The organism is Mycobacterium sp. IS-1742, assembly GCF_001500125.1.
GTDB lineage: Bacteria > Actinomycetota > Actinomycetes > Mycobacteriales > Mycobacteriaceae > Mycobacterium.
This window is the reverse complement of record NZ_LQIV01000018.1, coordinates 64850-88400: the sequence shown is the minus strand read 5'-3', so window position 1 is coordinate 88400 and position 23551 is coordinate 64850. Positions and strand designations below refer to the sequence as shown.

At 66.9% G+C, this 23551-nt stretch carries 25 protein-coding genes, 1 tRNA gene and 1 pseudogene; 13 read left to right on the top strand and 14 right to left on the bottom strand.

What is annotated here, in order from left to right:
* Positions 1-37: 37 nt before the first annotated feature.
* Together AU196_RS13155 and AU196_RS13150 are read left to right on the top strand one after the other, a co-directional pair.
* Positions 38-517: a DUF501 domain-containing protein gene (locus AU196_RS13155; protein ID WP_059095505.1), complete on the top strand. Its 480-nt coding sequence runs from the start codon at positions 38-40 to the stop codon at positions 515-517.
* Positions 514-1452, top strand: coding sequence for a Ppx/GppA phosphatase family protein (locus AU196_RS13150; RefSeq protein WP_059095521.1), 939 nt, complete (start codon positions 514-516; stop codon positions 1450-1452). Before AU196_RS13155 ends, AU196_RS13150 begins: the two co-directional genes overlap by 4 nt.
* Here AU196_RS13150 and AU196_RS13145 read toward each other — a convergent pair.
* From AU196_RS13145 to AU196_RS13115, 7 genes are all read right to left on the bottom strand, one after another.
* Positions 1449-3005, bottom strand: a complete 1557-nt coding sequence (locus AU196_RS13145; RefSeq protein WP_157546296.1) for a radical SAM protein — start codon at positions 3003-3005, stop codon at positions 1449-1451. The genes AU196_RS13150 and AU196_RS13145 overlap by 4 nt on opposite strands.
* Positions 3002-3370 (bottom strand): hypothetical protein, encoded by a 369-nt coding sequence (locus tag AU196_RS13140; protein ID WP_059095504.1) that lies wholly within the window; start codon positions 3368-3370, stop codon positions 3002-3004. The genes AU196_RS13145 and AU196_RS13140 overlap by 4 nt, the downstream gene beginning before the upstream one ends.
* Positions 3367-4152, bottom strand: a complete 786-nt coding sequence (locus tag AU196_RS13135) for a prolipoprotein diacylglyceryl transferase (protein ID WP_059095503.1) — start codon at positions 4150-4152, stop codon at positions 3367-3369. Before AU196_RS13135 ends, AU196_RS13140 begins: the two co-directional genes overlap by 4 nt.
* Before the next feature lie 73 nt (positions 4153-4225).
* Positions 4226-4693 (bottom strand): DUF4383 domain-containing protein, encoded by a 468-nt coding sequence (locus AU196_RS13130; RefSeq protein WP_059095502.1) that lies wholly within the window; start codon positions 4691-4693, stop codon positions 4226-4228.
* A gap of 78 nt (positions 4694-4771) precedes the next feature.
* Entirely contained in the window at positions 4772-5266 is a 495-nt protein-coding gene (locus tag AU196_RS13125; protein WP_231737553.1) for a DUF4383 domain-containing protein, read from the bottom strand.
* Positions 5267-5351: 85 nt separating this feature from the next.
* Positions 5352-6707 (bottom strand): HNH endonuclease signature motif containing protein, encoded by a 1356-nt coding sequence (locus AU196_RS13120; RefSeq protein ID WP_059095501.1) that lies wholly within the window; start codon positions 6705-6707, stop codon positions 5352-5354.
* Between the two features lie 88 nt (positions 6708-6795).
* Entirely contained in the window at positions 6796-8673 is a 1878-nt protein-coding gene (locus tag AU196_RS13115; RefSeq protein ID WP_059095500.1) for a propionyl-CoA synthetase, read from the bottom strand.
* A gap of 162 nt (positions 8674-8835) precedes the next feature.
* On the opposite strand from AU196_RS13115, the gene AU196_RS13110 reads away from it, so the two are divergent.
* Positions 8836-9516, top strand: a complete 681-nt coding sequence (locus AU196_RS13110; RefSeq protein WP_059095518.1) for a type III PLP-dependent enzyme domain-containing protein — start codon at positions 8836-8838, stop codon at positions 9514-9516.
* Between the two features lie 13 nt (positions 9517-9529).
* Here the strand turns inward: AU196_RS13110 and AU196_RS13105 are convergent, their stop codons facing one another.
* Positions 9530-9937, bottom strand: a complete 408-nt coding sequence (locus AU196_RS13105; RefSeq protein WP_059095499.1) for a RidA family protein — start codon at positions 9935-9937, stop codon at positions 9530-9532.
* An 89-nt stretch (positions 9938-10026) separates the two neighbouring features.
* Between AU196_RS13105 and AU196_RS13100 the strand changes: the two genes are divergently transcribed.
* From AU196_RS13100 to AU196_RS13090, 3 genes are all read left to right on the top strand, one after another.
* A tRNA-Leu gene (locus AU196_RS13100) sits at positions 10027-10103 on the top strand.
* A 255-nt stretch (positions 10104-10358) separates the two neighbouring features.
* Positions 10359-10949, top strand: a complete 591-nt coding sequence (locus tag AU196_RS13095; protein WP_059095498.1) for a DUF5343 domain-containing protein — start codon at positions 10359-10361, stop codon at positions 10947-10949.
* On the top strand, positions 10946-11527 hold the full coding sequence (locus tag AU196_RS13090) for a Swt1 family HEPN domain-containing protein (RefSeq protein ID WP_059095497.1): 582 nt from the start codon (positions 10946-10948) through the stop codon (positions 11525-11527). Before AU196_RS13095 ends, AU196_RS13090 begins: the two co-directional genes overlap by 4 nt.
* On the opposite strand, the gene AU196_RS13085 is transcribed toward AU196_RS13090, so the two are convergent.
* Together AU196_RS13085 and AU196_RS13080 are read right to left on the bottom strand one after the other, a co-directional pair.
* The gene (locus tag AU196_RS13085) at positions 11499-12554 is read right to left on the bottom strand and encodes a hypothetical protein (protein ID WP_157546293.1); all 1056 of its coding nucleotides are present in this window, start codon (positions 12552-12554) and stop codon (positions 11499-11501) included. The genes AU196_RS13090 and AU196_RS13085 overlap by 29 nt on opposite strands.
* Before the next feature lie 36 nt (positions 12555-12590).
* Positions 12591-13954 (bottom strand): annotated as a pseudogene (locus tag AU196_RS13080) (tyrosine-type recombinase/integrase).
* Positions 13955-15176: 1222 nt separating this feature from the next.
* On the opposite strand from AU196_RS13080, the gene AU196_RS26340 reads away from it, so the two are divergent.
* A complete protein-coding gene (locus AU196_RS26340; protein ID WP_353647244.1) occupies positions 15177-15299 on the top strand; it encodes a DUF3761 domain-containing protein in 123 nt (40 codons plus the stop codon).
* A 314-nt stretch (positions 15300-15613) separates the two neighbouring features.
* On the opposite strand, the gene AU196_RS13075 is transcribed toward AU196_RS26340, so the two are convergent.
* A complete protein-coding gene (locus AU196_RS13075) occupies positions 15614-16285 on the bottom strand; it encodes a class I SAM-dependent methyltransferase (protein ID WP_059095495.1) in 672 nt (223 codons plus the stop codon).
* A gap of 55 nt (positions 16286-16340) precedes the next feature.
* On the opposite strand from AU196_RS13075, the gene AU196_RS13070 reads away from it, so the two are divergent.
* A complete protein-coding gene (locus tag AU196_RS13070) occupies positions 16341-16736 on the top strand; it encodes a nitroreductase family deazaflavin-dependent oxidoreductase (RefSeq protein WP_059095494.1) in 396 nt (131 codons plus the stop codon).
* 34 nt (positions 16737-16770) lie between these two features.
* On the opposite strand, the gene AU196_RS13065 is transcribed toward AU196_RS13070, so the two are convergent.
* On the bottom strand, positions 16771-17661 hold the full coding sequence (locus tag AU196_RS13065) for an oxygenase MpaB family protein (RefSeq protein ID WP_197415777.1): 891 nt from the start codon (positions 17659-17661) through the stop codon (positions 16771-16773).
* Positions 17662-17848: 187 nt separating this feature from the next.
* Here AU196_RS13065 and AU196_RS13060 point away from each other — a divergent pair, with 187 nt between their 5' ends.
* The 5 genes from AU196_RS13060 (at position 17849) to AU196_RS13045 (ending at position 21164) form a co-directional block, all read left to right on the top strand.
* Entirely contained in the window at positions 17849-18184 is a 336-nt protein-coding gene (locus tag AU196_RS13060; RefSeq protein WP_059095493.1) for a hypothetical protein, read from the top strand.
* Positions 18185-18241: 57 nt separating this feature from the next.
* The gene (locus tag AU196_RS25830; RefSeq protein WP_197415776.1) at positions 18242-18397 is read left to right on the top strand and encodes a hypothetical protein; all 156 of its coding nucleotides are present in this window, start codon (positions 18242-18244) and stop codon (positions 18395-18397) included.
* A gap of 117 nt (positions 18398-18514) precedes the next feature.
* Positions 18515-19396: an alpha/beta fold hydrolase gene (locus AU196_RS13055; RefSeq protein WP_082695706.1), complete on the top strand. Its 882-nt coding sequence runs from the start codon at positions 18515-18517 to the stop codon at positions 19394-19396.
* On the top strand, positions 19393-20712 hold the full coding sequence (locus AU196_RS13050) for a ClC family H(+)/Cl(-) exchange transporter (RefSeq protein WP_059095492.1): 1320 nt from the start codon (positions 19393-19395) through the stop codon (positions 20710-20712). Before AU196_RS13055 ends, AU196_RS13050 begins: the two co-directional genes overlap by 4 nt.
* Before the next feature lie 20 nt (positions 20713-20732).
* Positions 20733-21164, top strand: coding sequence for a rhodanese-like domain-containing protein (locus AU196_RS13045; protein ID WP_059095491.1), 432 nt, complete (start codon positions 20733-20735; stop codon positions 21162-21164).
* On the opposite strand, the gene AU196_RS13040 is transcribed toward AU196_RS13045, so the two are convergent.
* Positions 21161-22411, bottom strand: coding sequence for an MFS transporter (locus AU196_RS13040; RefSeq protein ID WP_059095516.1), 1251 nt, complete (start codon positions 22409-22411; stop codon positions 21161-21163). The genes AU196_RS13045 and AU196_RS13040 overlap by 4 nt on opposite strands.
* On the bottom strand, positions 22408-23517 hold the full coding sequence (locus AU196_RS13035) for a PLP-dependent cysteine synthase family protein (RefSeq protein ID WP_059095490.1): 1110 nt from the start codon (positions 23515-23517) through the stop codon (positions 22408-22410). The genes AU196_RS13040 and AU196_RS13035 overlap by 4 nt, the downstream gene beginning before the upstream one ends.
* Positions 23518-23551: the final 34 nt, after the last annotated feature.

Genomic DNA, 23551 nt, shown 5'->3' with positions numbered 1-23551 from the left:
CGACCACCCCCCCCCCCCCCCGGTTGAGCGCAGCGATCTGGACGCCGTCGCGCGGCAGTTGGGCCGCGAGCCGCGAGGTGTCCTGGAGATCGCCTACCGCTGCCCGAACGGTGAGCCCGGCGTGGTCAAGACCGCGCCGCGACTGCCCGACGGCACCCCGTTCCCGACGCTGTACTACCTCACCCATCCGGTGCTGACTGCGGCGGCGAGTCGCCTGGAATCCGAGGGCTTGATGCGGGAGATGACCGAAAGGCTCTCGCAGGACCCCGAATTGGCGGCCGCGTACCGACGCGCGCACGAGTCGTTCCTGGCCGAACGCGATGCGATCGAACCGCTGGGCACGACGTTCTCCGGCGGCGGGATGCCCGACCGCGTCAAGTGTCTGCACGTGGTGATCGCCCACTCGCTGGCCAAGGGGCCGGGGGTGAACCCGTTCGGGGACGAGGCGCTGGCGATCCTGGCCGGCGAACCGGGTATGCAGGGCATTCTGGATCCGACGAAGTGGGGGAGCGCGTGACGAGAGTGGCGGCGGTCGACTGCGGGACCAACTCGATCCGGTTGTTGATCGCCGACGAGGCCGACGGACGGCTGACCGATGTGCACCGCGAGATGCGCATCGTGCGGTTGGGTCAAGGTGTCGACGCCACAGGCGAATTCGCGCCGGATGCCCTGGCCCGCACCCAGGCCGCGCTGGCCGCGTACGCGGAGCTGATGCACGCGCACGAGGTGGCGAAGGTGCGGATGGTCGCGACGTCGGCGGCCCGCGATGTCGCCAACCGCGAGGCGTTCTTCCAGATGACCGCCGACGTGCTCGGCGAGGTGGTCGACGGCGCGGTCGCGGAGGTCATCACCGGCACCGAGGAAGCCGAGTTGTCCTTCCGCGGTGCGGTGGGCGAGCTCGACCCGGCCGACGGGCCGTTCGTCGTCGTCGACCTCGGCGGCGGTTCGACCGAGGTGGTGGTGGGCCGCGAGCACGTGGACGCGAGCTTCTCGGCCGACATCGGCTGTGTGCGGTTGACGGAACGGTGTCTGCACTCGGACCCGCCGACCGCCGAGGAGGTCGCGACGGCGCGGGAGGTGATCCGCGCCGCGCTCGTCGAGGCGCTGCGCCACGTTCCGGTGCAGGGCGCCCGCACCTGGGTCGGTGTGGCGGGCACCATGACGACGCTGGCGGCGCTGGCGCACCGGATGACCACCTACGACTCCGACGCGATCCACCTGTCGCGGGTCGGGTTCCGGTCGCTGCTCGGCGTGTGCGACGAGCTGATCGCGATGACGCGCCAGCAGCGGGCGGTGCTGGGTCCGATGCACGAGGGCCGAGTCGACGTGATCGGCGGCGGCGCGATCATCGTCGAGGAACTGGCGCGCGAACTCGGAGAGCGGGGCGGGATCGACGAACTGGTCGTCAGCGAACACGACATCCTCGACGGCATCGCACTCTCGATCGCCTAGCGCACCGCCACGATCGGCAGCGCGGCGCCCGCCGTCGCCGAAAGGCGTTGGCGCGCAAGGGCGGGCCACGCCTGCACCGCGCAGAACGGGGCGCACTGATCCGCATCGCTGCGGGTGCCGACGTGCACACAGCACTGGACCAGGCGCTCCTCGATCATCGTCGACATGTCCATGAACGGTTTGACCGTGATGCGGACGACGCGCTCGCCGAGGAGCCGGCGGACCTTGCGGCGCCGGCCCGGCAGCGCCGACGAGGCCAGTGTCAGCAGCGTCGACATGCCGAGATCGCAACTCTGGCAGATGATCTGCCAGATGTCGCCGATCTGCGGGTGCGACAGCGAGGACTGTTCGGACAGCAGCCCGAGCAGCGATTCCTGCACCGCGACCCGCAATTGCCGGGGGATCTCGGAGTCGGCGATGCGGTTGGCCACCAGACCGAGCTTCTCCTTGAGGCTGTCGTGCCCGATGAGCCCGACCAGCGACCGCCACTGGTCGTTGTCGTCGCGGATCAGATAGCCGACCGAGCAGCAGTGTGGATGTGAGCACGGCAGCGCGGTGAGATCGCGCCAGGTGACCGCGCCGCCGGTCTGCGGGCCGAGCCGGTCGAGCACCCCGGTGTGGGTGAGCCGGTGCTGCGGGTCGATGTCGCCGGATCTGCCGGAACCGAACTGCGGCTGGATGGTCAGTCCGCCGACGTAGGGCGTGTCCAGCGCGAGGCGGACCATATCCCCGATCTCGCCGTCGTTGACGCCCAGCGCGGTCGTCATGACCAGGGTGGTGAAGATCTCCCGCTCCGACAACCGTTGCAGTGCCGCCGCTTTGAGGCGTCGCAGGTCACCGCCGCGGTGGTGCCGGTGCGCCGCCTCGGAGAGCCCGTCGTACTGCAGATACACCTCGACGCGCTCCCGGTGGTTGGTCAGCAGGTCGAGCAGGACGTCATCGGTGGCGATGCGGACACCGTTGGTGTTGACCAGGATTCGCGTGATGGGGCGGTCGACCAGCTCCGCCATCAGCTCGGGCAGGCGGGGGTGGAGGGTGGGTTCGCCGCCGCTGAGCATGACGACGTCGAGGCGGCCGTTCTCACGCTGCAGGCGCTGGTCCACGTTCGCCAGCACGTCGGCGACGGGAACGACGTTGCGCAGGTCGGGTGAGGATTCGGTGAAACAGGTGGGGCAGCGCAGATTGCAGGTGTCGGAAATGTCCTGCAGGAGAATGCAGGTGTGCTGGGTCTGCATCTCCGGCAGGCCGCGCAGGTACGCCTGCGGGATCGGGTCGAAATTGCCGGGCACGTCGGGGGTGTGGACCTTCGTGGGCGCCGTCCACTCTTCGAGGTAGGACAGGATCTCGGGTACCTCGTCGTAGAGGGTGCGCACCAGACCGTGGCTGCGGCAGCCGCGTTCGAGCCAGATGCGACCGTCGCGTTCGACGAGCCGGCCGCTGAGCCGCTCCACGTCGGACAGCGGCCGCTCGGGCGCCTCGTCGTGGCAGCGCGGACAGTACGCGGTGACGTACCGGTGCAGGCGGTCCCCGCGCAGACCCATGCCGGCCGTCATGTCGAATACAGCGATGGGTTGATGCCGGTGCAGATGCCGACGGTGACCAGCGACACCAGCGCCCAGCCGACCATCAACCCCAGCCCGACGCCCTTGGCCTGCGGGCTGCGCACCGCGAGCAGGGCGGCGCCCCCACCGAACGCGATGAGCGCCAGGAAGACCGCGGCGGCCCCGAGGATGATGTTCGCCGAATCCGTCGATGAACTGGCGATCACGAATGCCATGAATCCCAACAGCGAGTTGAGCGCGATGTACACCGGCGCGCCGACGAACACCATGCCGATCGAGATCTTCTTGGGCGGCTGTGCCGGTGGCGGGGGGTAGCCGTAGCCGCCGGGATACGGCGGACCGGGCGGATGTGTCATGCGGGCACTTCCTGCTGGTGGGCTGCGGAGCGATAGTAACCGCGGCGGTGGCCGTACCACAGCCGAATTCCGATGAGGACCAGCGACGGCAGCAGGAACCATTGCGGCCGAGTGAGATCGAGCCACACCGTCTCGTTCGCGCGGGTGAACTCGACGGCGAAGCGGAAGGCGGCGTAGCCGGCGATGTAGAGCACGAACAGCTCGCCGGGGTGGTGGATGCGGCGGCGCAGCCACAGCAGGACGACGAAAGCGGCGAGCTGAAAAGCGATCTCGTAGAGGAATGACGGGTGCATCGGCTGGCCGGCGAGACATCCCGGACAGTCCGGCGTGGTGGCCGGTGCGTGAATTCCCCAAGGCATCGTGGTGGGACGCCCGGGTGCTTCGGTGAGGTGGCAGCCGATCCGCCCGACGGCGATCCCGAGGGCGACGGCGGGGGCGAACAGGTCTCCGGTCTTGCCGCGGTAGCCGCCGATCCGTTTGGCGACAAGGACTCCCAGGTAGGCGCCGAGGAGGCCGCCGAGAATGCTGCGGGAGCCGAACTGCCACGCCTCGGCCAGGCTGGGATTGCCGGTGACGTCGAGGTGCCGGACCCAGCCCGAGAGCCGCATGCCGATCGCGCCTCCGACGAGCGCTCCGGCCGCGGCGACGACGGACTGTTCGTTGACCGCCCCCCGCCTGCGGGCCTCGGCGACGAACACGACGAGCGCGGCGAGGACACCCAGACCCACGAAAACGCCGTGCACCGGCACCGAGACGGCGCCGAGGTGCCACTCGGGGATCATCGGCGGAATGTAGCGGTCCGTTCACCCGGTGCGCAACGGTTCACGAAGCCGGGTGCGGTCCGGTGCCTCACGGCTATGCGCGGGACCTGGCGCGTGGACGCGGCCGGGGCTTGGTCGGATCGTGTTGTGCGGCAAGGGTCAGAGCCAGGACGAGCATGACCACGCCGAGTGCGAAGTGCAGCCAGTTGTCGGCGCGGTTGAGGGGGAACACACCGGTGATCCCGCTGTGCCCTGAGGCGGCGCGGTAGATCCACACGCCGAGAAGGGCGATGCCGCCGGCCAGCAGGTACGCCCTCGACGCGGCGTACGTGCGCGCGCAGGCCATTCCGGCGACGCCGAGCAGGAGATGGATCACGTTGTGCAGTCCGGAGACGGCGAAGACACCGAACAGCAGCGCGTCGGACCCATGACCGGCCCACTGGAGGCTCTCGTGATTCGTGGTGACTCCGGGGAGGAAACCGAGGGCGCCGAGAAGGAGGTATCCGGTACCGACGATCAGCGCCGCACCCTGGACGGCCATCAACGTGGGTCGCTTCACCATGGCTCGCCTCCTTGACCTGCAGAGCAGCAATACCCGGGCGGCCCACCGCTTAACCGGTGCCGCCCGGGAATCGCCGCGTCAGCGGGCGGTCGGGGGCGCTGCTCGACCCGCTGTGTGCGCGGTGTCGCGACGGCTCAGTGCGAACCCGAGTCCGATCATGCCGATGGCGAGCACCAGGTGCAGCCAGTTGTCGGCGTTGTTTACCGGCACGAAGTTCGCGCTGCTGTGGCGATCGATCACCATGCCGTAGACGAACAGCAGCAGATAGATGACACCACCGCCGATGAGGTAGGCGCGTGCCCCGCTCCAGGTCCGGGCCAACAGTAGACCTGCGACACCGAAGGCCAGGTGGACGAGGTTGTGCAGGATCGACACGTCGAAGATGCCGAGCAGTGCGGCCTCGGGCTCATGGCCGGCGAACTTCATCGTGTCGTAGTTCGTCGTGATCCCGGGGATGAACCCGAGTATGCCGACGAGCAGGAATACGGCACCCACTGCGGCCGCCGCTTTCTGCAGCGCGGTCGTGAACCTGCCCATCGCTCCGCCGGTCTTCGCCGGTTCGTTGTATGTCATGGTCACTCCTTCCCTGACGTGGACGGCGGCACGCGTACCCAGGGCGGCGTGGTGCAAACGCGCTCGGCAAGGCGCGCTGACTCGCTCACAGCCCGTTATCGGGACCGTCGTCCGCCGCCTCGTCGTCGCGATCGGTGAGGTAGCGCTGCGGGTGGAAGTGGTTGTTGATTCTCGGTTGGCCGGTGTCGAGGTGTTCGGGTGGGATCCAGTGGGTGCGGCCGTCGCCGGGGCGCACGGTGGTCCACCCGGTTTTCTCGATGAGCAGGTTGGCGGGTTGGCAGGCCAGGGTTTGGGTGTCGATGTTGGTTTGGCCGCCGGTGGCGTAGTCGTCGGTGTGGTGGGCTTCGGTCCAGTAGAACGGCACCGTGCAGTGCGGGTGGGTGCAGCCCCGATCCCTCGCGAACAACGCGAGGCGTTGGGCGGTGGTGGCGGTGCGTTTGGCGCGCCCGAGGTAGAGGATTTCTTCGGTGTGGTCGTCGAACACCGCCAGGTAGTGCCGGGAGTGGCCGGCCATGCGGATGAGGTCGCGCATCGGGATGCGGTTGCCGCCGCCGGTGTGGGCCCAGCCGGCGGCGCGTTCGAGCTCGCTGAGCGTGGCGGTGGCGACGATGCTGGCGGGTACGCCGGCGACCCGGCCCAGGGAGCCGGAGGCGATGGCGTCGCCGAGCGCGCGGGTGAGGGCGTCGTGGTGGCGTTGGCCGGCGGTGCGGTCGTCGCGGCCGGTGGCGGCGTCGTCGTGGGGAAGGTTCTGGCCGGGGGCGGCGTATTTGGCGGCGATGACATCCCACAGGGCGCGGGCTTCAGGCGTGAGCCAGCCCTCGATGCGGCTCATCCCGTCGGCCTGCTGACGGCCCACCCGGATCTCGCGGCGGCGTCGCAGGGTCTGGTGGTCGGGTTCGGTGCCGTCCTGGTCGATGAACCCCAGCAGGGTTTCGGCGACCTGCTTGAACTGATCCGGGCGCAACGCGACGGCGTGGCCGACGAGGTCGCGTTCGTAGTCGTCGCGACGCTCATAGGACACCCAGACCGGGAGCTTCCTGACGAAGTCCTGGATGACCCGCACATGCGCGGTCCCGATGTCGCCGCGGGCGACCGCGGCGGCGGTGTGGGCCAATTCGGTCTGCACGCGCTCGCCGTGGATCGTGTAGCGCGGGCCGAGTTGGGCGGCGTCGGTGATCCGGTTGCGGGCGTCTTTGGGCGAGATACGTAGGTGGTTGGCCAACACCTCACGGATCGAGGTCGCCCCGAGTTGATGCGGGTCGGCGTCGGTCAGCCTGGCGGTGAGCCGGTGCTCCACAGCCGGCACGGCCCAGACGGCTTGTTTGATGCGGTCGAGTTCGGCCACCACCTGCGGGTGGGACAGGCCGTCGATCGGCGCGGTCTGCAGGTCGGCGACCGCCGCCCGCAGCCGGTCGACCGCGGCGCTGAAGTCCCCATCCATGCTTCGAACACTAGTTCGAAGATCCGACAGAACCCCGTCCGGTTGTGACGGCTGGAGCCAGTGTGGCGCAAGTTTTTTCGGGCTGGCGCTACCTCTTGTCGCGGAGCACCGGATGCAGCTTGTCGAGCACCGCCGGATCCTCGATCGTCGAGGGCAGCGGTTCGTCCCGACCTTCGGCGAGGCCGCGCATCGTCTTGCGGAGGATCTTGCCCGAACGCGTCTTCGGCAGCGCGTGCACCACGTCGACCTGCCTCAGGCACGCCACCGCACCGATGTTGTCGCGGACCGCGGCCACGAGTTCCGCTTCGAGCCCCCCGGCGTCGGCGCCGCTCTTGAGGACCACGAACCCGCGCGGAACCTGTCCCTTGATCTCGTCGGCCACGCCGATCACCGCGCACTCGGCCACCGCGGGATGTGCGGCGAGCACGGCTTCGATCGACCCCGTCGACAAGCGGTGGCCGGCCACGTTGATCACGTCGTCGGTGCGGCCCATCACGAACAGGTAGCCGTCGTCGTCGATGTAGCCACCGTCACCGGTCAGGTAGTAACCCGGGAAAGCCCGCAGATACGACGCGATGTAGCGGTCGTCGTCACCCCACAGCGTCGGCAGCGTGCCGGGAGGCAGCGGCAGCCTCACACAGATTGCGCCCTCCTCGTTCGGACCGCATTCCGTACCGTCCGAGCGGAGGATCCGGACGTCGTAGCCCGGCATCGGCACCGTCGCGGACCCCGGCTTGACCGGCATGGGTTCCACGCCCATCGGATTCGCGGCGATCGCCCACCCGGTCTCGGTCTGCCACCAGTGGTCGATGATCGGGATGCCGAGCTTGTCCGACGCCCACTGGTAGGTGTCGGGGTCGAGCCGCTCGCCCGCCTGGAAGAGGTAGACGAGTTTCGACAGGTCGTAGCGGCCGATCTCCTGGCCGTGCGGATCCTCCTTCTTGATCGCGCGGATGGCCGTGGGCGCGGTGAAGAGCGCTTTCACGCCGTACTCGGCGGCGACCCGCCAGAACGCGCCCGCGTCGGGCGTGTGCACCGGCTTGCCTTCGTAGAGAACGGTTGTCGCGCCGAGGAGCAGCGGCGCGTACACGATGTAGGAGTGGCCGACCACCCAACCGACATCCGAAGCGGCCCAGTACACGTCGCCGGGCTGGGTGTCGTAGACGTGGCGCATGCTCCACAGCAGCGCGACGGCATGTCCGCCGTTGTCACGGACGATGCCTTTGGGCTTACCGGTGGTGCCCGAGGTGTAGAGGACGTAGAGCGGATCGGTGGCGGCCACCGGCACCGGGTCGACGGCGTCGGCCCCGGCGACCAGTTCGGTCCAGTCGTGGTCACGGCCGTCGGTGAGCTCGCAGCGGTGGTGTTCGCGCTGCAGGATCACGCATGCGCGCGGTTTGTGCTCGGCCATCTCGAGGGCGGCGTCGAGCATCGGTTTGTACTCGACGGTGCGGGTGGGTTCGACACCGCAGGACGCCGACACCACTGCCGTCGGCCGCGCGTCGTCGATGCGGGCGGCCAGTTCGTGAGCGGCGAATCCGCCGAACACCACGGAGTGCACCGCGCCCAGGCGCGCGCACGCCAGCATCGCGATCAACGCTTCGGGGACCATCGGCAGGTAGATGACGACGCGGTCGCCCTTCTGGACGCCGAGCCCGCGTAGTGCGCCGGCGAACCGCGCGGTCTGATCGAGCAACTCGCGGTAGGTGTAGGTGCGTTTGGCGCCGGTGACGGGGGAGTCGTAGATCAACGCGGCCTGCTCGCCACGGCCGTCCTCGACGTGGCGGTCCAGCGCGTTGGCGCAGGTGTTGAGCTCCCCGTCGGGGAACCAGCGGTAGAACGGCGGGTTGGAGTCATCGAGGACGCGGGTGGGTTCCCTGGTCCAGGTGACCGCTCGGGCGGCCTCCGCCCAGAACGTCTCGGGATCGTCGATGCTGGCCCTGAACAGGTCTCGATAGCCGCTCATACCGGCACGCTATACCGAGCGGCCGGCCGGCGGTTCAAGACGCCGACGTTGTTTCGCGCGAGCAGTTTCCGGAGCACGGCCAGTTGCCGGGTCTGCCTGTCGCCACCGGATACACAGCCGCCGGACAGGGTGGTGGAAGGTGGCGCCGACACCATCGACGGCATGATCACATTTCGCCGTTCACGAGAACTGCCGCGCCATGCGGTGTGCCACCGGGCGTTACGTGGGACGCCGCTACATGTGCCCGCCGAGCTGTTGACGACGGCTTCGGTGGCGGACTGGGTCCGTCGGCGCGGACTTGGTGTCGACGTGGCGAGCGCTGCGGAGTTGCACATGGCTCTGCGTGCGGGACTTCCCGCCTCGAGGGTGGCGGCACACTGCCGGGATGTCGAGGCGGTTGACGCCGCGGCCGGTGCAGGTGTCGGGCGATTCGTGATCGGTGGATGGTCGGAGGTGCTGTTGCTGGCGAGCCGGCGGGCCGCGGCGCACCGGGTCGTGGTGGACGTCAGCGAGGGGACGGGGGAGTCGCTGGCGGCGTCGCTGATGTCATTGGGGCGCTTGGACGTTGTGGGGTTGCGGTGCCGTGTCAGCGACACCGACGCCGAGGCGGCCGAGGCGGTGCGCGGGATGATCGAGGAAATGGCGCGGTTGCGCCGGGCGCACGGGGTGATCCTGACGCGGGCGTGCCTATCTGGATACGGGCGGGGTGATTGCGGTCCGGAAGAGCTCCGACGCGGACTGCACCACCTGCAGTTGGCGGCGGAGGAGGCGTGCGCTCGCCTGCGGTATCCGCGGCCGGCGCTGGTGCTCTCGTTGGATGCCGCGACGCTGATGCAGTCGTGAGGCTGGAATTGACTCAGTCGATGACCGCGGTGGCTTCGACTTCGACGAGCATGTCGGGTTCGGCGAGTGCCGCGACGCCGATACCGGTCAGCGGCGGTGTCGCGGTGATGCCGAGTTTCGCCGCGGCGCGCGCGACGCCGTCGGCGAGGGCAGGCATCTTGTCGGGAGTCCAGTCGACGAGGTAGACGGTCAGCTTGGCGACGTCGTCGAAGGTGGCGCCGGCGGCGGCCAGTGCCGTGGCGACGTTGAGATAGCACTGTTCGACCTGGGCGGCCAAGTCGCCCTCGCCGACCTTCGCGCCGGCGGCGTCGCGGGCGACCTGGCCGGCGAGGAAGACGAGCTTCGACCCGGTGGACACGGACACCTGGTGGTAGAGGTCGACGGCGGGAAGTCCCTCGGGGTTGATCAGGTTGATCGGCATCGGAGCTCCTGTGCGTGTTCGGTGTGCGGCGTCAACATACGGTGACGCCACCGGCGGCGCGAGGCCATGCAATAGGGTCTGACCCCGACGCCCCCATAGCCCAATTGGCAGAGGCAGCGGACTTAAAATCCGCACAGTGTCGGTTCGAGTCCGACTGGGGGCACCAAGCAAATTCCAGCTCAGAGGCGCTTTCCGCCTCGAACCCATGAGCGGTACCGGCCGCGTGTCTTTCAACGTCAGCGCCGCGTCAGCAGTCATGTGACTTAAATTGTCGGGCCGTCGCGTCACCAACTAGTGCTACCCGCCGCGCGTTTTCTCCGCCGACTAGTCGGGATGCTGTCCTAGTCTCGAGGTTGTCCGGCCTAATGGATCGAGTCAAACAGGGGGATTTGTGGCACCTACACCCAGCCAAATTCCGTACGTGAACGGTTATGGCTCGATCACAAAGGCGCTGGATGGCATCAAGTCGGCAGCGACGCCGGAACGCTTCACCCAGGACTTCCTTAGCACCAAGTTGGGCCTCAAGGGTGGAACGCCAAAGCCGGTGATCCCTTTCCTCAAACGGACGGGTTTCTTACATAGCGACGGTAAGCCAACAGACCTCTACACCCAATTCCGCAATACGTCTCAATCGGGTGCTGCTGCCGCCGAAGCCCTGCGCACTGGCTACGCGGCCCTCTACGAGATCAACGAATTTGCTCACGAGCTGAACGACACTGACCTCGCCGGGGTGATTGTCCAAGCGACCGGTTGGGAGGAATCTTCCAACACCGTGAAGGCTGCGGTTGGTTCGTTTAAGGCGTTAAAAGCGTTCGCTGACTTCGACGCCAAGCTCAAGGACAAGAAGGAAGCTGCACCGCCAAAGAAGAAGGGGCAGGTTACCGAGGACGAAGAGAACCGTGGGGCCCGTGAACTTCGACTCGGCTACACGATAAACCTCAATCTCCCACCGACTTCCGATATTGCAGTATTTAACGCCATCTTCAAGAGTTTGAAGGAGCACCTGCTTTGAACAGCGGCGAACTGCTGAAGTTGTTCGGGGTCTCAAACCAACTTCTTGAGCACGACTTGGATCGCGTGGAAACCGAACTCGCACTAGACCTTGGTCGCGGACACATGGCGAAGGTCGCCAAAGATGATGCGTACTATCCGCAAATTGAAGCAGATATCCGCAGCCAGGCGGCAGAGATGGCACCTCACTATGAGGTATTTTATTCGCTGGAGAACACGATTCGGCGCCAGATTATCGACACGATGACAGCTGTGGACAAGAATTGGTGGGATCCTCAATACGTTCCGCAGGTCATCAAAGACAAGTGCGAAGAGCGGCGGCAGAAAGAAGTGGATAACGCACTCACGCCCCGATCAGACGAGTTCCTTGACTACTCTACTTTTGGCGAACTCGGCGAAATCATCAAGAAGAACTGGACTCACTTCGGGCAGACGTTCTCCAGCGTGAAAGCTGTGGACAGAGTTATGGCCCTTCTCAACAGCATCCGGGGGCCGATCGCTCATTGCTCACCGCTTGCAGAGGACGAAATCGCGCGTCTTCGGCTGGCCGTCAAGGACTGGTTTCGCCTGCAGGATTGACGTCTCCCGCGTTAGCGCTTTCGACGCTCTCGGCCGTCCACAGTTCCGGCATGCGCACACCGAACACCAGGACTCCGAGCAGAGCCAGAACGAAGCGGCGCATCTCGGGCACTTCTTTCGAGAGTTGATACTCGGTGAGGCGATCAACGGTGCCGTGCACCAAGTCGCTTCGTACCTTGTAGCGGCCGTAAAAGTAGTCTTTTGGCTTCTGACCTGCAAAACGCTCCGCACCGAGACAACTGACCAACTGGCGGCCTCTGCGCCCAATTGGGTCGAACTTGTCGTCTTCCAGGGCCGCGGCAACGTCTTGCCGTAAATCGTCATCGATGTCGGTCATCTCACCCAAACGCTGCTTTAGTGCGTCGATCACTTCAGCGATGTCGCGTGGGGAGTCTTCGCGCGGCGGTAGTAGTGCTTCAATCGCAGTGACCAACAGGATGAAACTCGTTTCGGGGTTGTCCTCAAAGTAGGCGGCGTGCACGAGTCCGTATGCCAGCAGCTGCTGCGGGGTTATCTCGTAGGTGCGACTAGTGATCCAAGGGAGGGTGTAGGTGACTAAGCCGTGTAAGCCCTGCATAGCGTAGCCTTCAGCGAACAGACCCGCCGCCCCACTAGGCTTGTCAGCTTCGAAGACCAACAAGCCGGGATCATCCCGCAAACGCCGCTGCGTAGGGCTCTGGTAATACGGTGTGCCGAAGCTATGGTGAATGGAGTTGTCAGCAGGTCCAATCTTGATGCCAACCAAGTAGTGAGCGAATGCGATCGTAAGATGGTTCCGCCACGCAACACCGGCCTCGTAAGCGGCGTCATACGATGGAAAACCCCGTCCTGTCAGTCTTAACTCCAGCGCACCTTGTATCGGCTTGCCTTCGGCGGGGCCGCTTAGCTCGACAACTCCATTCGCTCCGTCGTCCGCCAGAACAACGCTTGTGATGTCCACAAGGCCCGTCTCAGGGTTGGGCTCCCCCAACAGACCCGCACTCACTGCGCCGCCCAGCACCAGTCGGTTGTGAAACGAAAAAGTCACGCCACTATGTTCCCACCGCTGTCCGACATGCCGGTATCAGTTCGCCTTCCGCTGTAGCGGCACTACCTTTCCGGTCTCGGCTACGCCGCAGGCAACCTTCGGTGCGGCCTGGTCATCGTCGTTGATGTAGTCCGCGTAGGTCGTTAGCGTCAGCACGAACGTGGAGTGGCCGAGCCACTTGGAGACCTGCATGTAGTGCTCGCCAGCGCTCAGGTTCATGGTGGCGAATGTGTGGCGCAAGTCGTGGAAGCGGACGTTGCCCAGCTTGAGGGCTCGGCAGGCGGGCTGCAGGTAGTGCTCGTATAGGTTGCCCGCGTGGACTGGGTGCGCCCAGTCGAAGGTATGGCGGTCGCGCCGGCCCGGAAACAGCGGTGCGTGCGGGTGCTTGCCGGCAAACGGGTGAACCCTAGTCAGATAGTCCCTTAGGTCATCGGCCAGCCAGGGCGCAAGCGGCACTACGCGATCCGAACTTGCGTCGGACTTTGGCGTGCCGTACACCCACTGGCGGCCTTTGCGCGTGGCAGTGCGCACAACGCGGATACCCCCCACCGTGCCCGGTATTTCGCTCAGGATTACATCTCTGATTTGCACGCCCTGAAGCTCGGCCGCGCGCACACCCGTATGCGCGGCGAACAGCACCGCCAGCGCGTAGATATCGTTGCCCTGCCGGGTGTATGTGCGCCTTTCCAGAACACCTTCGGCGTTTCGCTCCCTAATGGTGACGTCGCGCGTTGTGGCTATCCAATCGACGACCGACGCTACTTGATTGGCCGTCAAGGGACGATGCTTGAACGGCTGCCTACCGTGGTCGGCAGCGCGGCGCTTAGTGGTGTACCTGCGGCCCGCGATCACAGGGTTGGCGGCAATGGCTTGATCGTCCTGCGCGGTATTCAAGATGCGCCGAAGCGTTCCGATAATGTGCTTCACCGTCTTCGGAGAGCGGACCACCGTGGCGTTGCCCTGGTGCCGCTTGTGTGGCTTCAGCAGCGCGGCGCGGAAGGCGGTCACGTCAGCAGTCGTGATCGAAGCGACTGGCCTACTACCAAACACGGGACCAATATGGGCGCAGTAGATCTTCGCGTAGCCCTCAATGGTGATGTCGTCGATAGTGCCCGCCATCGATTCGAAGTACTGCCTCGCATACTCTCCAAGGGGCTGACTGGCCTTGGCCCTCTGCGAACTCGGGTCAAGGCCGCGGCCGGTATCAGCTGGTCCTCAACCTTGCGTAGATGTGCCTTCGCCTTGCGCTCGGTGTCGAATGTCTCCGAGGTCTGCTTGAGCTTGCCGGTCGGCGCACCGAACTCATCGCGTACCGGCTCGCGCCACACAACCTGAAAGCTGACTATCGGCTTGCCGCGCTTGTCGACCTTGCCCGTTGCGCGCTCTCGAATGTATGCCATGTCAGGCCATTCCTTCCCGTTCAAGCACCCGGCGAACGGTGCTGTAGCTCCACGCTCCGCCCATGGGCGATGGCACCTCAGACTCCGTGAGAGCCTTTGAACAGCCCTAACAACGCCATCGGTGTGCGCCAGCACCCCACACCCGCGTATCAGGGCCTGCGGATGATCCCCGGTGCGGTGCCGGGCTACCCGCTTCAGGAAAGCTTCTACACGCGTGGGTTCGGTGTGGGTACGCGCTGGCGCGGTGCAGCTGCGGTGTGTCAGATCACGCCAGATGCCGAGTACACGCCGCCGACCATCGTTACCTAGTAGGCAGCTATGACATCTGGCGCAAGCTGCTTCGGCCGCTCAGATACGCCCAGCGGCTCTGACCCCGACAAGCTGGACCCCGTCGGCGCAGCACACCGTAGCGCCGACCGCGAATGGTCCGAGTACAGCTGGGGCGGCGGCCTGACACCGAAAGGCAATGAGAACGTAGGGCCAGCCGAAGGCGGTCGCTACCACACCCGGGTGCCGGGGGTGCAGGTACGCCCGTAGACCTGTCCGCAGTCGGTGCGTTGCGGGCTTTCATCCTTCTTTCGACTGCAACGCATCGGCGCACACGGCCACGCAACCCTGCCCGCCTTCCAATTTTGGGGCTGCGTGGCCGATGTGTTCTCGCCTTGACAGCTCCGTGCGCCTTCACTGTGAAGTTGTCAAAGTACGTAACTCGGTCACTCGGGCCGGTGGGGAGAGCATATTGCTATATGTAGCTGTGTGGAGCCAAACACCGCCGTATACAGGTTGATTCGCGATTAGGAAAATTGGCTGCAGAACTGTGCAAAGTCTAGGCAAGAAAACTCGACGCCCCAGCCTGCGAATCTAAGAGCGGTTCTCAAGAATGCGCGGTTTGCCGCAAGACATATTGTGATCTGTGTCACAAGTGGGGGTGTTATGCACGCCCAGCATTGCGGTTCGCCGGAACTGAGTGCCCTTTTTGGGACCAAAGCCCCTCATGCCCGATAGGGACGGATCGCTACTCTTTGCTGGGGTCGGGGATGTGGGTATCAAGATCAGGGGCTAGCAGTGATTTCGTGGAAACGCACCGGCATCGCCATTGTTGCGGCGGGGGTAGTCGGCCTAGGTGTCACCCCGGCGATTTCGCCACCCGCGCCGACGTCGATGCTGGCATGCCCGGGCGGCTACTACGAAAACGTAGACGTGCATTCCTGATCCCCGGCAGGTGCCTCCGGGCTCGGGCGTGCCATCGGGCGCTACCGCAGTCTGTAAAGACGGTTCGTATTCCTTCAGCACACACCGCAGCGGTACATGCTCAGGCCACGGCGGAGTACAGAGCTGGCTGTAGCCGGAAGCGGTGCGGAGCTCACCTCCGGCCCGGGGGACGGGTAGGGGAGGGCCAGGCGCCAGCGACCTGGCACAGCTGTGTCAGCGGCGCGTCAGCAACGAACACGGAACATGCTGAGCTGGGGCGTTTGCTGTGAACGATCCAAACTAGCGGGTGAGGGCCTAAAAACCGATGTTGTGAAACGCGATTGGATGCCGAATTGGGTCAGCGGCGGCGTCAGCATGGGTTGCTAGACACCCGAGGCAGCGGACTTAAAATCCGCCAAGTGTCGGTTCGAGTCCGACTGGGGGCACGGCATTGGCGGTCTGCGCGTCTCAGCGCTGGGCGAGCAGGTAACAGCGACGGCTGGGGTATTCCACCCCGTCGAGGGGCTCCCGTTCCAGCCGCGCCCTGACCGTGAACCCGGCCGCCACTAGCTGCGCGACCACGTCGTCGGGCTCGAGGAAGTACCCGTCGAGTTCAACGCGCTGGCCGAACCAGCTCGTGAGGTGGTTGACGGCGCCGGCCGCGAACTCGGGGCTGTCGACGTGAAAGGCAAGCATCAGCCATCCCCCTGGCCGTAGCACTCGGGCGAACTCGTGACATGCCGCTGAGCGCTCCGACGGCGCCAGGTGGATGATCGAATACAGCGCCACCGCACCGGCCCAGGCATTGTCCGCGACCGTCAGATTCAGCATGGACCCCACCGTGAAACTCAGCCCGGGGGCACGCCGTCGCGCTATGTCGATCATTGCCGGGGAGAGGTCCAGGCCGAGGACCTCCGCGTGCCGTTGGGCCAAGAAGCGAGTGATATGGCCAGGGCCGCAACCGATGTCGCAAATGAGACCCGGGCCGGTCAGATCCACGAATGCCGTCAGGAGGGCACGGTCCAGGGGCTTGGCGTCGAGTTCATCGGCGAGAGCGGCATCGTATGCAGCGGCGACCGCGTCATAAGCTTCCCGAGCACCGACCGCTGGAGTCCCCTCGCCTCCGCCTTCATTCGGCATGGAGCGAGAGTATCGACCGCCATCCGGACGACCCGCCAACACCTAAACTCCGACTATGCGCATGCCTCGACGAGTCGCAGAGTTCAACAGGCGAGTGACCAATCCTGCGGCGCGCGCGATCACACCGTGGCTCCCGAACCTCGGCACGCTCGAGCACGTGGGCCGGAAGTCGGGTAAGCGATATCGAACGCCCCTCCTCGTGTTCAAGACCAGGGATGGCTACGCCATCCTCATCGGCTACGGCCTCCAGACGGACTGGTTGAAGAACGTGCTCGCCGGCGGGCCCACGGTGCTGCACAAGCGCGGACACGCCGTCACGCTCACGAACCCGCGTGTGGTGAGCAAGGCCGAGGCCGAAGCCCTCGTCACTCCGCGTTCGCGGCTGTTCTACCGGGCGTTCCCCTACAACGAGGCAGCGCTGCTGTTGACAGCTGCAGGCTCCGCACGCTGACCTCCGCCCTACGCTCGGGCCGACGATTGTCTCGTCAGCGGGCAGGCGCGGGGTGGACGGCGGTCACCTGACCCGCCGTCATCACCCACCGGATCCCACCGACGAGCACCCGTCCGGCGCCGCGCACCGCCGTCGCTTCGAGAGGCGGAAAGTACGGCAGCCACAACGGCTTACGTGCCCACCCCGGCAGCATCGCCACCGCGGTGGCGGCCAGCACCCCGTAGGGTGCCCGTGCCGGCAACGGCAGCGGCGGCGTCAGCAACAGGAACCGCGCGGCGTCGCGGGCGGCCGCGGTGCTGCGCAGCTCCGGTCGGTACGCCTCGATCCGGTCACGCAGTTCACCCTCGGTGCGGGGTGGATTCAGCACCCCGAGAGCGGTTGCGACGCGGGCGGTGTCGGAGACGTACGCATCGCGGTCGGCCTGATCCAGGGGCCGTGACCCGTAGAGCTGGTGCGCCAGCAGGAAGCTGTCGATCTCGGCGATGTGCACCCATTCGAGAAGGTGGGGATCACTGGCGTCATACGGTGTGCCGTCCGGCGCCACCCCGCGTACGCGGCGGTGGATGCCGCGGACCTTGTCGACGGCTCGTTGCGCGTCGGCGGCCGGTCCGAAGGTGGTGACGGCGAGGAATGTGCTGGTGCGCTGGAGACGCCCCCAGGGATCGGCGCGATAGTCGGAGTGGTCGGCGACGCCGGCCATCGCCAGGGGATGCAGGGACTGCAGCAGCAATGCGCGCAATCCTCCGACGAACATCGACGCGTCGGCGTGGACGCGGCGGATCGGTCGATCCTCGGCGAACCACCGCGGACCCGGCGTGCCGTGGATGCGTGCCCGGTTGTCCGGCCCGTCCGGCCCGGCGACCATCCCGAACACCGCGCGGCCCAGACCGCTCCTGATCGCACCCAGTTCACGCGCCAACACCATGGCATCGACGGTACGTGGCCTGCGCGGGGGAGTGGGTGACAGGCAACCGGCGGTCTTTTCGGTGCCGACGATCTCCACGTGTTCTCCACACAACCTCCAAGTACCGCGGGCGCGACTGCGACACGATCTGTGTCAGTCAGACGACAGCGGTTCTTCGGAATCGCAAACGCAGAGAGGATATCTCGCCATGAACACCTTCATCACCATCCACGCCCCGGTCCTGCGGGCGGTCGGGCTTTCCACTGTGGCCGCAGCCGTTGCCGTGGGAGCCATTCTGGCCGGCCCGGCGGCGCCGGCCCGCGCAGATTCGGCGGCCACCACGATCCATCAGCTGGAAGCCACCGGGTTCGACGTGCGGGTCACCCGCGTCGGTAGCGCCCCGCTCGAGGAGTGCCAGATCACCGAGATCGGCCGGCCGCGGGAGCAGAAGCGCCTGACGCTGGTGGAGGACCGCGACGACGACAGAGCGCTCATTCCGGTCGTGGTCAAACGCACCATCACCGTCTCGCTGAACTGCGCGTGACCCGGGACGTGGTTCTCTCAACGGTTTGGCCATCGTCTCATCGGGCGACTCTGAGGCATGAGTCAGCGAAACGATCCGCCTGCCAAGCCCGTCGACGCCACCCAGGCAACCGACGAGCAGCGGGAGACGCAGGAGCAGCTCGACGATCAACACAGCGACCCGGACGCCCCGGGCTCCCACCAGAGCCGCCACGGCGTCGCTGACGAGACGTAGCCCACCCTTCGGTCACCGACGGCAACGTAGCGGCGAAGCGACTTTCTCGCCTCGGGCCGGACCCTGACGTGACACGATTCTGGTTCGCCGCAAAGCGGTCCGGGAGGAGCTCGGGGCATGCACATCACCAGGGCCGGGGTCGGGGACCCTCCAGTGTTCTTCGTGCATGGTCTGGCCTGCGACGGGAGGGACTGGCGCGCACAGGCCCGGGCGCTGACCCCCCGGATGACGGTCGCGACGTGCGACCTGCCCGGCCACGGCCTCAGTCCGGGGACGCCGCCGGAGTGCACCATCGAGGCCTACGGCACCGCGGTCGCCCGGGCCGTGGCCGCGCTCGATGGGCCGCCGGCGATCCTCGTCGGCCACAGCATGGGGTGCCGGGTAGTGCTCGCGGCGCACCGGGCGCGACCCCGGATCGTGGCGGGTCTGGTGCTCGTAGACGGCAGCCGGATCGGCGCCGGTGATCCCGCGGCCGCCGGTCAGTCCATGGCCGACGAACTCGTCGGCGACGGCTACCTACGTTTCATGCGGGATTTCTTCGAGTCGATGTTCGTACCATCGAGTGATCCCGCGACACGACGAGCGATTGTCGACCGTGCGCTGCGCTTCCCCGCGGAGTTGGGCAGACCCTTGCTGACGGATCTGGCTCGCTGGGACGCGGGCGAGGTGGAGGCGGCTCTCGACGCGGTCGACGTCCCCCTTCTGGCGATCCAGAGCACGACCATGGACACCGCCCGCGAGCGGGTGTCGTTGGCGCCGGGCATGCCATCGCCCTGGCTGGATCTGGTCAGTAGCCGCGTGCCCCGAGCCCGGCAGGCGATCCTGCCGGGCAGCAGCCACTTTCCGCAGATCGAACTGGCCGACGACGTGACCGCGCTAATCACCGATTTCGCGGCCGCCGTGCAGCTGCGAGACTGGACACCCGTCTGCCGTTCCGAAGGAGGCCACCGGGTCGTGCGCATCGACGACAGGGACGACCACTCGCCGTCCGCGTCATGACCGAACCGGCGTCCGACAACGACCAGCCTGCCGGAGTCCGGAGCGGATGGATCCTCCTCTGCACGACGGCCGTCGTCGCCGGTGTGGCGATCGGATTCATCGGCGGCGCCTTCCGCTGGTGTCTGCAGACCGCCGACCGCCTGCGGATCGACTTCGTCGACTGGGCCCACGATCTCGCGGGCCCGGGATGGTTGGTGCCCATGGCCGCTGCGGCGCTCGGCGCGACGCTGGCCGCGCTGATCGTGCGCTGGGTGCCCCTGGCCGCCGGCAGCGGAATTCAGCACGTCGAAGCCGTCTACCGCGGCGACGCCCGTGCGCCGCTGCTGATCCTGCTGCCCGCGAAGTTCATCGGCGGCGTTCTGTCGATCGGATCCGGCCTCGTGCTCGGACGCGAAGGCCCGACCGTGCACATGGGTGCGGCCATCGGGGCCGAGGCGGCCCGCCGTGCCCGCCTTCCCGACGCGGACGTCCGTTTGATGCAGACGGCCGTCGGCGGCGCCGGGCTGGCGGTGGCCTTCAACGCGCCGATCGGCGGCACCCTGTTCGCGCTCGAAGAGGTCACCAAATCGTTTCGGCTGCCGGCGGTTCTGGCCACCCTTCTGGCGGCCGCCACCGCCGTCGGGTGCATGCGCTTCATCCTCGGCAACGAACCGGACTTCTTCGTCACGTCCATCGAGACCCCCGCGCTGACCTGGCTACCCCTGTTCGTGGTCTTCGGCCTGCTGACCGGATGCCTGGGTGCGGCGTACAACCGGCTGGTGCTGTGGTTCCTCGACCATGTCGGCGGGATCCGGCGCATTCCGGCGATCGCCAAGGCCGCGGCCATCGGCGCCATCATCGGTCTGGCGATGTTCGTCTATCCCCAAGCCGTCGGCGGCGGCGACACCTTGACGCAGCTGATCCTCGGGGGCCACGAGATCGTCCTGCCCGTGGTGGTCGGGTATCTCCTCGTGCGCTTCGTCGCCGGTCCGCTGTCCTATTCGGCGGCGGTCCCGGGTGGGCTGTTCGCGCCGTTGCTGGCGGTCGGCGCACTGTGGGGGTTGCTCTTCGTGGGCGTGGCCGACCCGCTGTTGCCCGGTGACGTTGCCGCGCTGAGCATTCCGATGGCACTGGTCGGTATGGCCGCATTCTTCGGGGCCACGGTGCGCGCACCCGTGACGGGCATCGTGGTCGTCATCGAGATGACGGCCACCACCGCCGTCGCCATCCCGATGCTCGCCGCCACCGCGGCGGCCGTCCTGGCTGCCGAACTGATTCGGTCGCCACCCATCTACGACTCCCTGCGTGAACGCATGCTGCCCGAGGCGACGCGCTGAGGGGGAGTACGTTGAAGGCCATGCGGGAGCGGAAGATTCGCCGGGGTTTGGTCGCGGCCGCGGTGTGCGCCGTGCTGACCCTCTCGGCATGCGGAACCGAGGCGCAGGCTCCGCCGTCGAGTGCCCAAGCGGCGTCCGCCGCCCGCCTGGTGGGTCCCGCTGAGTTCGCCGACGCCGTCGCCGAGCCCGGGCGGCTGACCATCAACGTGCACGTGCCGTTCGAGGGCGATATCGCGGGCACGGATCTGTCGATACCGTTCGACCGGATCGCCGAGCAGGCCGACCGCCTCCCGGCCGACCGGTCCACCCCGCTGGCCGTCTACTGCCGCTCCGGGCCGATGAGCACGACCGCAGCCGCGACGCTGCGCGATCTCGGCTACACCGACATGGTCGAACTGCGCGGCGGCATGCGGGCGTGGCAGGCCGACGGCCGCCCGCTCACCGGCGTCTAGACAGCGGTGATCACACGGGTTCGAAGCCGACCGGTCCGGTCGAGTCGGTACAGCGCCGCGGCCGACGCCAACCCGATCACCGTCAACCCCACCCACGTCATCTCCGCCATACCCGCGTCGCGGGCGGCCTGCATCAGTGATCCGGTGGCGAGGTTCCCGACCAGGATCCCGACACCGACGATGGTGTTGTAGAAGCCGTAGTGCGTGCCGACCAGCCGGTCGTTCGCGAGCGAGACCACGGTGTCCATCTCGAACGGGAACACCGCCGCCGATCCGACCGCCAGCACGCCCGCGGCCACCAGCAGCGCGGCGACCGCCACACCGTCCCCGAAGCGGCTTGCGTCCGCCACCGCCATCAGCGGTAGGAACGCCGCCGACAGGATCACCAAGCCCACCACGAGGGAGTGCCCGGCACCCCAACGGGCGCTGAACCACCGCGTGATGTGTAGCTGGCCGAACACCGCCACCACACCCGACACCACGAACACCCCAGCGACGATCAGGTTCTCATCGTCAGGGGCGAGCATCCCGGCCTGCAACGGCAACGCCAGATATACCTGGAAAGACAACACATACGAGCCGATCATCGCTGCCGCGAACAACAGGAACGATCGATTCGCCACCACCACACGCCAATCCGCCAACACCGACGTCTTCTCATCGGGTGTCGTGGCGCGGTGCTGGGGCAGCGCGAACAACTGGGCGACGGTCAACGCGGCGAAGACGATGGTCGCCCCTGCGGCCGCGATACGGAAGTCGAGGACCATCAGCGCCAGCCCGACCAGCGGGCCTGCCAGGATCCCGGCCTGATAGAAGATGTTGAACACCGCGAACGCCTCGACGCGTCGCGGCCCCGAGTCAGCGGCGAGATACGCACGCACCGCCGGGTTGAACAGCGCCCCGGCGAATCCTGTTGCCGCAGAGGCGATCAATACCGCCGGTAGGGATTCGGCGAAGATCAGCAGGCCGAAACCCGCAGTCCGTAACAGACATCCGGCCACGATCAACGGCTTGTATCCGAGCCGGTCGGCGAGCGTTCCGCCGACGATGAACATGCCCTGCTGGGAGAAGTTGCGCACCCCCAACACCAGGCCAACCGCCCATGCGGCCAACCCCAACGGCCCGGCCAGGTAACCGGCCAGATAGGGCATCAGCATGTAGAAGCCCAGGTTGATGCCGAACTGGTTGATCATCAGCATCCGGCTGGGCCAGCCGAAGCTGCGGAACTGTGTCGAAAGGCCCGTCACCGCGTCACCGCCACCGGGTCGACCACGTCGGTGCAGCGCGTCCACGACGACACCACCCGATCGCGCGGATGGCCGATCACCTCGGGTTCTGCAGACGGCGAGTGATCGATCAGGTCATGGGTGCGGCAGTACTCGTCGTTGTAGACGGTGTCGAAGTAGCGTTGCGGCCCGTCCGGGAAAATCGCGGCGATCGTGGTCGTGGCCGGAAGCGTGCGCGCGGCCCAGCCGGCCACCAAGGCGACCGCCCCGACACTCCACCCACCGCTGGTGTAGTGCGTGGCGGCCAGGGTGCGGCAGGCCCACACCGCCTCTGCGGGAGCAACCCAGTGCACTTCGTTGAACGCGGCGTAGTCCACATTGCCCGGATAGATGCTGGACCCGAGGCCGCGCATCAGCCGCGTGCCGGCGGGCTGGCCGAAAATCGTCGACCCGACGGTGTCCACGCCGATCAACCGTAGGCCGGGGTTGGACTCCCGCAGTACGCGGGCGACCCCCGCCGAGTGCCCGCCGGTGCCCACCGAGCACACCAGGACGTCGATGGCGCCGAGCTGTGCCTGCAGCTCGAGGGCCAGCGGCCGGTAGGCCTCGACGTTGTCGGGGTTGTTGTACTGGTCCGGATACCAGGCGTGCGGATCGACGGACAGAATCTGCTGCACGCGGTCCTGGCGTGCTCGCTGCCAGCCTCCGACAGGGTGCGGTTCGGTCACCAGGTCGATGCGGGCGCCGAATGCGGACAGCATCCGCTGGATGATGGGTTCCATCCCGGGGTCGGTGACCAGCGTGACGGGATGACCGTACGCCGTCCCGGCGAGCGCCAGCCCGAGCCCGAGCGTTCCGCTGGTGGATTCGACGATCCGCGCGCCGGGGCGTAGCGCGCCGCCGGCCCGGCCGCGTTCGACCATGTGCATGGCGGGCCGGTCTTTCATGCCGCCGGGGTTGAAACCTTCGAGCTTGGCCCAGAAGCCGCGTTCGTCCGGGGCGAAGGGTGCCCCGATGCGTAGGACCGGGGTGTCGCCGACCATCGTGCCCGGGCGTTCGTAGCGTCCGAGACGGCGCTGGCGGGACGGGGACATGCTGAATGTGCGTGGGGACAGGACAGGGTTCATACGGGTGCGTCGCTTCGGTTCGAGGCCGCGACGG